Origin of the sequence: Pseudomonas sp. 22490 (assembly GCF_052044465.1) — a bacterium.
Taxonomy (GTDB): Bacteria; Pseudomonadota; Gammaproteobacteria; order Pseudomonadales; family Pseudomonadaceae; genus Pseudomonas; species Pseudomonas aeruginosa.
In genome coordinates, this window is sequence record NZ_JBQENS010000068.1 from 1 (window position 1) to 8,363 (window position 8,363).

The 8,363-nt window shown below is 56.5% G+C and carries 10 protein-coding genes and 1 pseudogene; 5 read left to right on the top strand and 6 right to left on the bottom strand.

The annotated features are described in order from the left end of the window. Nucleotides 1-80: 80 nt before the first annotated feature. From ACTJJX_RS34445 to ACTJJX_RS34460, 4 genes are all read left to right on the top strand, one after another. Nucleotides 81-1,451: a transposase gene (locus tag ACTJJX_RS34445; protein ID WP_146538033.1), complete on the top strand. Its 1,371-nt coding sequence runs from the start codon at nt 81-83 to the stop codon at nt 1,449-1,451. Nucleotides 1,452-2,172: 721 nt separating this feature from the next. Then, nucleotides 2,173-2,391, top strand: coding sequence for a hypothetical protein (locus ACTJJX_RS34450; protein ID WP_171885275.1), 219 nt, complete (start codon nt 2,173-2,175; stop codon nt 2,389-2,391). Between the two features lie 283 nt (nt 2,392-2,674). Beyond that, on the top strand, nt 2,675-2,809 hold the full coding sequence (locus ACTJJX_RS34455) for a hypothetical protein (RefSeq protein ID WP_023082484.1): 135 nt from the start codon (nt 2,675-2,677) through the stop codon (nt 2,807-2,809). A gap of 1 nt (nt 2,810) precedes the next feature. Further along, the gene (locus tag ACTJJX_RS34460) at nt 2,811-3,455 is read left to right on the top strand and encodes a hypothetical protein (protein WP_003109833.1); all 645 of its coding nucleotides are present in this window, start codon (nt 2,811-2,813) and stop codon (nt 3,453-3,455) included. Nucleotides 3,456-3,472: 17 nt separating this feature from the next. Here ACTJJX_RS34460 and ACTJJX_RS34465 read toward each other — a convergent pair. The 6 genes and pseudogenes from ACTJJX_RS34465 to ACTJJX_RS34490 all read right to left on the bottom strand — a co-directional run. Continuing rightward, nucleotides 3,473-3,902: pseudogene (locus ACTJJX_RS34465) on the bottom strand (tyrosine-type recombinase/integrase); the annotation flags it as partial. Continuing rightward, nucleotides 3,850-3,993, bottom strand: coding sequence for a hypothetical protein (locus ACTJJX_RS34470; RefSeq protein WP_003109831.1), 144 nt, complete (start codon nt 3,991-3,993; stop codon nt 3,850-3,852). The pseudogene ACTJJX_RS34465 and the gene ACTJJX_RS34470, both read right to left, overlap by 53 nt. A gap of 263 nt (nt 3,994-4,256) precedes the next feature. Then, a complete protein-coding gene (locus tag ACTJJX_RS34475; protein ID WP_003109829.1) occupies nt 4,257-4,412 on the bottom strand; it encodes a hypothetical protein in 156 nt (51 codons plus the stop codon). 84 nt (nt 4,413-4,496) lie between these two features. Next, nucleotides 4,497-5,159: a hypothetical protein gene (locus ACTJJX_RS34480; protein ID WP_003109828.1), complete on the bottom strand. Its 663-nt coding sequence runs from the start codon at nt 5,157-5,159 to the stop codon at nt 4,497-4,499. Then, nucleotides 5,147-6,106, bottom strand: coding sequence for a hypothetical protein (locus tag ACTJJX_RS34485; RefSeq protein ID WP_003109827.1), 960 nt, complete (start codon nt 6,104-6,106; stop codon nt 5,147-5,149). The genes ACTJJX_RS34480 and ACTJJX_RS34485 overlap by 13 nt, the downstream gene beginning before the upstream one ends. Nucleotides 6,107-6,134: 28 nt before the next feature. Continuing rightward, the gene (locus ACTJJX_RS34490; protein WP_019396500.1) at nt 6,135-6,602 is read right to left on the bottom strand and encodes a hypothetical protein; all 468 of its coding nucleotides are present in this window, start codon (nt 6,600-6,602) and stop codon (nt 6,135-6,137) included. Nucleotides 6,603-6,850: 248 nt separating this feature from the next. On the opposite strand from ACTJJX_RS34490, the gene ACTJJX_RS34495 reads away from it, so the two are divergent. After that, nucleotides 6,851-8,122 carry an IS4-like element ISPa1635 family transposase gene (locus ACTJJX_RS34495; RefSeq protein ID WP_004423958.1) on the top strand — a complete coding sequence of 424 codons (1,272 nt, stop codon included), beginning with the start codon at nt 6,851-6,853 and terminating at the stop codon, nt 8,120-8,122. Nucleotides 8,123-8,363: the final 241 nt, after the last annotated feature.

Sequence of the window (8,363 nt, forward strand, 5' to 3'; positions counted from 1 at the left end):
GGCCGATTCTGTTGAAAAAGTAGCGACCTCCCCATGCCGTTGGCAAAATTGCTTTGTCAGCGAGCCTGGGGGCGAACAGCATGATGGGACAGTTACCGGGAGGACAGCAGCGCCTGTTCTACTCGTTCAATCTGGAAGATCACGTCCCGGCCCAACATCTCCTGCGCAGCATCGACCAGTGCCTGGATCTCAGTGATCTGCGTGCCTACCTGGCAGATTTCTATAGCCCCATCGGGCGTCCCTCGATTGACCCGGAGTTGATGGTGCGCATGCTGGTCGTCGGCTACTGCTATGGCATTCGTTCCGAGCGGCGATTGTGCGAAGAGGTGCACCTGAACCTGGCCTATCGCTGGTTCTGCCGGCTGGGTCTGGAAGACGAAGTCCCCAATCACTCGACCTTCTCGAAGAATCGCCATGGGCGTTTTCGTGACAGCGATCTGTTCCGCTGGTTGTTCAATGAAGTGCTGCGGCGCTGCATGGCGGCCGGTCTGGTCAAGGGTGAAGGTTTCGCTGTCGACGCCAGCATCATCAAGGCGGATGCTAGCCGGCAACGTGGGGTAGCAGGAGATGAAGTCGATTGGCGCGATCCAGCACTCAGCAGCCGCGCCGTGCGCGAGTACCTCGAAGCCCTTGATGAAGAGGCGCTGGCTGAAGCTCTTCCCAAGAAAATTTCGCTCACCGATCCTCAGTCCCGTTGGACAGCAGCGCCAGGCGGCCCGGCCTACTTTGCCTACTCCACGAACTACCTGATCGACACTGAGCACGGCGTGATCATGGATGTGGAAGCTACCCCGGCGCACCGTACCGCCGAAGTCGATTCGACTAGAACGATGGTCGAGCGTGTCGAAGCGCAGTTCGACCTCACACCGGAACGCCTTATCGGCGACACCGCTTATGGCACTGCCCCGATGCTGGCCTGGATGGTCGAAGAGAAGGACATCGAGCCGCATGTGCCGGTGTGGGACAAGACTGAGCGCAAGGACGACAGCCTCTCCAGTAAGGACTTTCACTGGAATCAGGAAGCCAATGAATATCGCTGCCCAGCCGGCAAACCACTACGCAGTGAATGGCGCGCCTTCACCCAGAAAAGATCGCGGGTGACCAAGGCCAACACCATCATTTATCGCTCCAGCCAAACCGACTGCACCGCCTGTCCTTTGAAAGCGAAATGCTGCCCCAACACGCCGAATCGGAAGATCGTCCGCAGCATCCATGAGGCTGCCCGCGATGTGGCCAGGCGCATCGCCAAGACACCGGAATACCTCGTCTCTCGCTGCGAACGAAAAAAGGTGGAGATGCTGTTCGCCCACCTCAAACGGATCATGAAACTCGACCGTTTACGACTGCGTGGCCTGACAGGTGCCACTGACGAATTCACTTTGGCGGCGACGGTGCAGAACCTGCGACGCATGGCCAAGCTTTTGCCTCAAGGGCCACCGCTCACGGGATAGGTACGCCTGCTGCGAGCAGAAACCCTCAAATTAACCCTCAAACCTGAGCAAGGACGCTCAGTGAAACGCCGGAAGGCAACTTGAAGTGGCTTGCAGCCACTTAGATAGCAGGCACACTTGATCGGCAGGCTGCCGCTGAAGCTACTTTTTCAACAGAATCGGCCGTTCTCTGCCGGTCGCCTCTTCGGCGTGACAGGTCAAGTCGGATGCAAACAGTGGTCAACATGGATGCAATTGACTGGTCAAGTTAGATGCAATTTCGCAGTCACCGATGAAAGCAGTGTGTCCATCGAGGTTGACCTCGCCATAGGCGATGCCTCTGAAGTTCCGGACGCGAACACGCACAAGATGCACTTCGACCCTCCTTGTCTGGCGGTAGATAATCTCATGACTTTAGTGCCATGTTAGGTGCGATTCGAATGTATCGCTACTTGAGGGCCCGTGCGGCCCGAGCCGCGTACTCACAGCTTCAGCGAAGCCGTTACTGCAGTTCTATCGTTCTCCCTCATCAACTCCTTTTCATCATCGGCTCCCAGAAACTGTGCGTAGGCTACGGCGCCGACCTTTTCAAATCCTTGGACGTATTCATCATCGCAGAAGCGAAGCTTGAGAGCCTTCAAACCATCGCGTATTGCATCTTGATGCTGCCCCCGATTGAATGCGTACTTTGGCGATATCTGCATGGTTCCAAGGCGCTGATCGCCGCCGTGGCGCGCAGTCCGTGCATCCCCAGGCCCTCATTCTGTTCGTGTTCGTGTTCGTGTTCGTGTTCGTGTTCGTGTTCTGGTGCCAGGTGCTGCCAGCGCTGCTGTTCGTCTTCTTGGTTGCCAGTGCGAATGTCCACGGTCAGTCGACGCCGGCACTGACGAAGCGCCTACGCGCTTTCTCCCAAAAGCCAGTGGACGTGCCGACCTTGTGCATGGGCGTCAGTGGCGCCTGATCGGGCCGTCCCTAGCCAAGATTTTTAGAGCGCTAGGAGTTTTTAGGTGCTTCCCATTTACTAAGAGGAATTTTCACCATCTTTGCCATTTACCAAAAATGGGTACTTTTCCCCATCTCGTTAACCAACTTGGGATTTTCATTTTTTCCCGATTAGCTCGTATAGCCCTTTCACAACAAGGCTTACAGAGATCACGAGCATAGAAAGGGCTGGCACCTATTCTAGATTAACATCTGTGGTGTAGGGTGGAATGGACACACATTCAGCCAATGAGGGCCTACCCATGGATTCCATTTCCAAACTTGCAAGTACCCTTTCCCATGCCGATCCGGCTGTCTTGGTGTCTTGCGTTTCTATTGTTGCCCTGGTGGTGATCTACCAGGTTGTACGTCATCTCACCGGCTCGAAGAAGGACTGATATGGCCTACCGATTCAGCAAGCTCCCAACCGGATGGACGCGGACCACTGGTTGCGATCTGGGGGCATTCAAGGCCGGCGGACAAGCGGGAACAAGCATTGCTGCGCTGAAGTGCTTACTCGCGGTTTCGCTGCAGGCCGATTTCCACACCCGCACGGCTGCTGTGTCCTATAACGATTTTGAGCTGCTCACCGGCCTTTCGCGGCCCATGATCTCGAAGGGACTTCGAATGCTTGCGGACATGCAGATCCTTACGATCGCTGGCGATCACGCGCACCGCTATACGGTGAATGAGGTGGGCGACAATTACTGGGCGAAGCTTCCCTTCGACCTCCTCCGTCTTCGCCTTAAAGAGTTGGGGAATCGTGGTGCAATACGCTTGGCCGCTTTGAAGATCTATGTGATTTTGATTGCGCGCCGGAGCAACAAATTTGACTGGACTGCTCTGACCTACGAGCAAATCGTGGAGCACACGGGAGTTCGACGGGCGGACGTTCGAGCCGGCTTGTCGGAACTCTATTCGATCGGGCTGCTGCACGCCGATATGGTCCATCCCGAGGACGGAAAGCCTGCGTTCAGGGCCTACTTCATCCGAGGCCTGACGGTCGCCGATCCTCGTCTAGGCAAAGTTCCTGATGCGGTATAGCGGCTATGAGCACAGCCTCAATACTTCACTTTGTAGGTAGGCGAATCCTTGGCCGCAGCCCCTGCGATCGTATAGGCGGGTCGTGCTGATGTTGGCATGACCCAGTCAGGCCTGAACTTTGGCGATATCTGCATCGTGTTTCAGGGCGTTGATTGCCGCCGTGGTGCGCAGTCCGTGCACCCCCAAGCCCTCGTCTGGATCCCCGCGACCTTGGCCCAGTGGGCCACCAGCAGGTAGATCCCGTTCGCACTGATCCCGGTACCGGACAGGTCACGGCCGCGTAGCGAGCGAAATAATGGACCCGGCCCAGGCCCCCGCTCGGCGTCGGATTCGAGATAAGCGTAACCCGTGTACCGGGTTGCCGCCGGCTCCCGCGTTAGATTCCAGCAGGTGATCAAACAGGCTGGCCAGCGCCGCCAGTTTGCGGCGGATGGTGGCCCCGGCTATCCGGCCCGGGGAACACAAAGTTGCCACGCACGGATTCGCTGCGCAGGGTCACCAGTTGCACGCCGATCGCCTGCGCATCGAGGTAGGCCATCTGACGGCACTGGAAGACGTCGCGAAGGGGGGCGAACAAGTCCAGGTGCGCAGGTCGCGGTCGGTGATGTGATCAGGATCATCATGACCCGTGGAGCAGGTATGGGTCTGATCGAAGAGGGTTTCGACGCGAAATGTCATGGGGCTCTCCAGGGCGAATAGATTGATATGGCCGAGCTCAAGGCCAACACGATTATCGAGCAAGCCGGTTGAGGCTTCTGATCGCTCACGGCCTGCAGGTCAGGGGGAGGCTTGGCCAAAGAGTCAATCATCGTGATCCTCGACGGCGCATTGGCACACCTCATCGTCTACGAAGGTTGCCCAGTTGGAGCAGTCATCACCGATGCCGGAGAGGTCCGCGCTCCATTCCACTGGTCCAAAAGGCAGACCGCAGTCCAGGCAAATCGTGAGGTCGTTCATACAAAGAGCTCCGTGTAAGTGGAGCTCTAGATAATGCTGTCACGACGTGAGCAAGGTGAGCCAAGCGTTCTAGGGGCGCGGGGCCTAAGGGAAACAGCTCATTAGCGGGGTGATGATCTCGTTATGAATCCGACCAATCGCCCAAGCTGCCGCAGGCCAAACTGCCTGAATGGCCAGAAAGGCCACGAAGCAAAAGAAGGCTCGCAGCAAAAACTCGTGCGTCATCTTTATGCAGCTGATTTTCTGGTTCGTACCAGTGAAGTTGTAAATCACGGCACTCAGCAGCTGCTTCACAAGCTTCTCTTCAGGCTTATCGGAGCTGAAGCTTTCAGCGATATCGCCTGCACCTAACTGTGCCGCAGGCGTGGTCTTGATGGTCTGCAAGGCCCACAACCCGGCACGCATCAGATAGAGCAGTGCGCAGATGAAGATCCCAAGCAGGGTGCCTCTCAGGGTTCTGCTGATCTGATCATTCCAGAGTCCAGGAAGGATTGTGGCTAGGATAGGGATCAGCGCGGTAATTGCTGCGAGATAAAGGCCGGCTTTGGAGTCTGCCCCTCGGCGGCGCTCATGCTCAGCGTCAAAGAGCCTACGTGCCTCCTCCAGCGCAACATCACTTTTATCTGCCCAAGATCCTTGATCGACCTTTTCTTGCTCACTTCGAAGCCACTTCTGCTGTCGGGATTCATCCTCTGGTGATGAAGGCGTCAAGCGGGGCCACAGCCATGCTGGGATTAGCTTTGGCATCGGGCGATGTCCTCAAGCTCATCAACGATCGCGGCGGCAATTGGGTACCCGGTGAGGTTCTCGATCCAGGCCCATTGTCCATTCGGGTTGATCTCCAAGAACCACAGTTTGCCCTGTTGGTCGCACACTAGGTCGATCGCCCCATAACGTAGGTTCAGGTGCTTCATGAGCACAGTGCATTGCTCCTCAACTTCGCTAGGAAGCTCAATGCGCTCATGCTTAAGATCTGACCGGCTACCCTGGCGCCAATCCACCGTGGTTTCTTCGTACTCCTGCGACCTGATCGCGGTTGCGAAAAGTTGGCTTCCTACGACTGTCACTCGGACGTCGTACTGCTTTTTGATCTCGGTCTGGGCAATGAAGGGGGCCAGCGAAATGGCGTCTTCGTCGCTGTCGCGAAGATCCTCCAGTCGAGTGGTAAAAATCACCCGCTCCTGCTCGCCGTTGATCAGCGCTTGCCTAAGTGGCTTTCCGATAGCAGGCCCTGCCTGGACTACCTCACGTACCGAGGCGATATCGTTCGTGATCACTGCTTGCGGTACGTTGAAGCCAATCTCGCTCGCGAGCATCAACTGCCTTGGCTTGTCTTCAGCCGCGAAAATATCCATCGGCGCGTTGAGCCAAAGACCTTCCAGGCGTGCATACAAGCTCTTCAGGAAGGCGCCCCATTCTGCTTCCGCGTACTCCCGTTCGCCGTTATCGGTGATGCTGACGTTGCCAGTAGGGGGGGCTGGACGTCGGAAATATGCCGCTTTGACATCGGATCCCTGAAGCACTGGTCCCTCGAAGGACAGTGACCAGGCGTTTCTGGGAAATGCAGTCATTGTGCAGCGGGCCGTCGATAGCTCTTCGGTGTTCAGACGGAAGAAGGAAGTCTGCCGGCGCTTCAGCTCGGCCACGACGTAATCGACCGTGATGTCGCGGCGATTTGTGACTAATAACAGCATTCGTTTTCCCTAACTTGATCCGTCCTGGTCAGCAATGAAACCCAAAGGACTGGAAGCCGTCATCGTCTGCTTCCTGTTGAACCTTGGTCTTGGTGACCAGCTCCAGCAGTTGGCTTGCTGAGTAATTGTCATCAACCTCTTGAACCGATTCAGTTTTGGTCACTAGCTGTAAGAGGTTGCTGTACCCCGTGGGCCGGGTGTCATCGTCACTCTCGATTTGCTGATGGGTCTTGGTCATCAGTTCAAGCGCAAGGTAGGAATCGTCATCTTCCTCTTCGTGCGCTCGCGTCTTGGTCAGCAACTGCGAGAGCGCCTGCTCATTGATAATGGGCTGTGTGCCTTGCTCTGTGTCGACCACCCACATTTTCTGTTGCTCGCAGTAATATCCCGGAAGCCGATCTTCACCTGTGCGAGGTATCCCAGCCTTGGCTAAGAAAGGCGATATGTTTCTCTCGCTGCGGGAGGGGCGAGTGTCCGTATTGATCGTATCGTGCATGCACCATATCCATTGAGATCGGTTTCTGTAGGCTGGCCTGATGCTACTTTGATGTTAATTACCGGACAATGCCCACAAGGAATGCGTTTGGATTACAAGTCGTTCATTAGGAGCAGGGTGGAGCCCAATGTCATCAACTTTGGAAATTATCCATAAATATCATATAATTAGCGCTCAAATCAGTGCATGGGAGAAGCCCTTTTGACTACCTATACCGCATCGCTTGACACCGCCAGCCAAACCCTGGCTTGAAAATTGTACAAAAAATAACCAGCCCGCTCGATTGTCCCGCCTTCATCGCCGCCCACCGCCAGAATCCTCAAGACTTTACCCGCCGACGCCAGCTCACCTTCAAGAACCTCGTCCTGTTCCTGCTCAATCAGCCGCGCACGGCCCTGCAAACCGAACTCGATCAGTTCTATCGCGTACTCAATCAGGCGTCGACTGAGACGCAAATGGTCACTGCGCAGGCCTTCTGCAAAGCGCGCAAAAAGCTCAACCCCGAGGTATTTGAAAGTCTCAATCGCCTCCTGCAGCAACAAATTGACTGCTTCGGGCTGCGTCAGAAGTGGCGTGGGCTGAGGGTGCTCGCGGTGGATGGCTCGACCGTGCATTTACCCCTGGAGTCGACCATGGCGACCTTCTTTGGCAGTCACTCTGGCTTTCCCATGGCTCGCTTGTCCACACTCTACGAAGTCGCTGACGGTCAAACCTTGCATAGCCTGATCGTGCCCCTGACAGTCGGTGAGCGCGACTGTGCCCATCTGCACCTTGAGCACCTGCCGGCTGACAGCCTGACGCTGTTTGACCGTGGTTACCCTGGGCACTGGTTATTCGCGCTGTTCGCGCAGCAACAGCGGCACTTTCTGATGCGCCTGCCCTGTGGCTATAACGCCCAGGTCAAAGCGTTTCTACACTCTGGCCAAGTTGAAGACACACAGCTTTTCGTGGCCAACCATCCTGAAGCACGTCTGTTCTGCTCCGAGGCTGGCGTTGATCCTGCCAGCCAGATCGAGCTGAGACTGATCCGGGTCGAGTTGGCCAACGGCGAAAGCGAAGTATTGCTGACCTCGCTGCTGGATCGAGAAGCCTTTCCCGCTGAGGTGTTTGCCGAGCTTTACCACCGCCGCTGGGGCATCGAAACCGACTTCCGTCGCCTCAAACAAACCCTGACGCTGGACAACTTCAGCGGCCGCAGCGTGACCGCTGTAAAGCAGGACTTTCATGCCGCTCAACTGTTGAAGAACCTGGCGCTGTTGATGCAGCACCTGCTACAGCCGGTCATCGAACAGCGCCACAAAGGTCGCAAGCTGCGATGGAAAGTCAACTTCACCCAAGGCGTGTCACGGCTCAAAAATACCCTGGTCGAGCTGCTGGTGCGGCACTGTGCTCAGGGGCTGAGCAATGTGCTGGCCTTGATGGCTAAAAGCCTCAGTGCCGTACGCTCAGGCCGTAGCTTTGCGCGCCAACGCAAACGCGCAGCCAGCCGAGGTTGTGAGGGCTACAAACCGACGCGCTGAAGAAACACCACCGCCCAACCTCCGTGCAAAAAAAGCTGGCCACAAGCGGTCGGCATAGGCTCGTCCGGAGGACGAGAAATCTCGCCTAGACAGCCGGAACAGACGATGATCACATCACCGCCAGCCCAGCTAGACCGCCTGATTGAGCGGCAGAGGCCTGGTCATCGCCCGACGGCCATGGCGGCTGGCTGCTTCGGGGGGCTTGCCTTGGGCAGGGCTGCAGCTTAGGTTGATGACATTG

What these genes read in the sequence shown, in the direction of transcription:
- ACTJJX_RS34455 (WP_023082484.1), top strand. Translation starts at nt 2,675, where the DNA reads ATGGATTCCATTTCCAAACTTGCAAGTACCCTTTCCCATGCCGATCCG.
- ACTJJX_RS34490 (WP_019396500.1), bottom strand. Translation starts at nt 6,602, where the DNA reads ATGCACGATACGATCAATACGGACACTCGCCCCTCCCGCAGCGAGAGA.
- ACTJJX_RS34480 (WP_003109828.1), bottom strand. Translation starts at nt 5,159, where the DNA reads ATGCCAAAGCTAATCCCAGCATGGCTGTGGCCCCGCTTGACGCCTTCA.
- ACTJJX_RS34470 (WP_003109831.1), bottom strand. Translation starts at nt 3,993, where the DNA reads ATGGCCTACCTCGATGCGCAGGCGATCGGCGTGCAACTGGTGACCCTG.
- ACTJJX_RS34445 (WP_146538033.1), top strand. Translation starts at nt 81, where the DNA reads ATGATGGGACAGTTACCGGGAGGACAGCAGCGCCTGTTCTACTCGTTC.
- ACTJJX_RS34475 (WP_003109829.1), bottom strand. Translation starts at nt 4,412, where the DNA reads ATGAACGACCTCACGATTTGCCTGGACTGCGGTCTGCCTTTTGGACCA.
- ACTJJX_RS34460 (WP_003109833.1), top strand. Translation starts at nt 2,811, where the DNA reads ATGGCCTACCGATTCAGCAAGCTCCCAACCGGATGGACGCGGACCACT.
- ACTJJX_RS34485 (WP_003109827.1), bottom strand. Translation starts at nt 6,106, where the DNA reads ATGCTGTTATTAGTCACAAATCGCCGCGACATCACGGTCGATTACGTC.